This window comes from Moorena sp. SIO2C4, from assembly GCF_010672485.1.
Classification (GTDB): domain Bacteria; phylum Cyanobacteriota; class Cyanobacteriia; order Cyanobacteriales; family Coleofasciculaceae; genus Moorena; species Moorena producens.
The window spans coordinates 1-1,137 of the sequence record NZ_JAAHGN010001552.1; the positions used below are offsets into that span (position 1 = coordinate 1).

Annotated in this window: 1 protein-coding gene and 1 pseudogene; both read left to right on the top strand. The window is 41.0% G+C overall.

Annotated elements, in window-relative coordinates; genetic code table 11:
* Positions 1–344: 344 nt before the first annotated feature.
* On the top strand, positions 345–506 hold the full coding sequence (locus tag F6K20_RS39440; protein ID WP_287254137.1) for a helix-turn-helix domain-containing protein: 162 nt from the start codon (positions 345–347) through the stop codon (positions 504–506).
* Positions 507–521: 15 nt separating this feature from the next.
* Positions 522–938 (top strand): annotated as a pseudogene (locus tag F6K20_RS39445) (IS607 family transposase); the annotation flags it as partial.
* Positions 939–1,137 lie beyond the last annotated feature (199 nt).

The window sequence follows — 1,137 nt, forward strand, 5'->3', positions numbered from 1 at the left end:
CCAGGTTGGAACGCTTCCTGGGACTGATCTAAGTTGGGATTAGGGGAGCTGTTCCAAGTCAGGGTTTGGGTCTGCGGTTCTAAAAGTTTCATAGTTCGTCATCAAGATAAAAAAATTCCCGTCTACCCTAGCTGAGACTGCTTCGAGCCAAAATCTTCCCAGACAATGGGTAAACTTTAACTATTTTCTGTATTTAATTTTACAAAAATTCCTGAGCAGGACTAGCTTAGTGAAAGCTAATGTAATTAATCTTTGGATAACTTTACAGGATGCCTCGCCCATCAGTTAAACCCTTTAAAATAAGTATAAAATAGGAGATAATAGGATCAAATGGACAGTCTGCTATGTATATTACCCCAGTCGAGGCTCAGAAAAAATCTGGTTACAACACTAGGACGTTAGCTAGGTGGGCAGAAGCAGGAAAAATAGAGTGTATAAAGTCTCCCGGCGGACACCGACGTTATTTGGCTAGTTCTATTGAAAAACTAATAGAGGGAGAGGATTAAAGTTCTGTTGTCCTATACGCCAGAGTTTCTACTCGTTCTGAGTCCGACGATCTAACCTCTGAGATTGATTACCTGGGTAGAAACTACCCAAACTGTAGGTGTTATTCAGAGTACGGCTCTGGGTTGAATTTCAAGGGGCGCAAGTTGATCAAATTGATGGAGAAGGTGGCAGGAGCTGAGATGAAAACCATCGTTGTAGCTCACAAAGATAGGTGGTGTCGTTTTGGTTTTGATTTTGTGGAATGGTTTTGCTCTTTACACGACTGTAAAATAGTAGTACTCAACAACACCTACAAGACCCCCCAGCAGGAGCTTATGGATGACTTCATGTCAATAATGCATTGTTTCAGTTCTAAGCTCTACTTTCTTCGTCGCTACGAAAAAGAAATTAAGCTTACCGTAAAAGAACTAAACACTTCCGACAAACCATGATAAGATGGACCTGTAGATTCAGAATTTGACAATGCCCAAGAATGCAGGAGTAACAAAGCAGATATCGACTCAAGTTGTTCCAATTATTGGAATGACGAAGTCGGTACAGGCCGAGTTGTTTTCTACTATGAAGAAGTTGGGCATTGTCAGGTCTGAATCTTACAATAAACTAGGTAGTATTAGCCATTGGGGAATTGAC

Bases quoted from the DNA above. Each gene is read 5' to 3' on its own strand.
- F6K20_RS39440 (WP_287254137.1), top strand. From the start codon at position 345: ATGTATATTACCCCAGTCGAGGCTCAGAAAAAATCTGGTTACAACACT.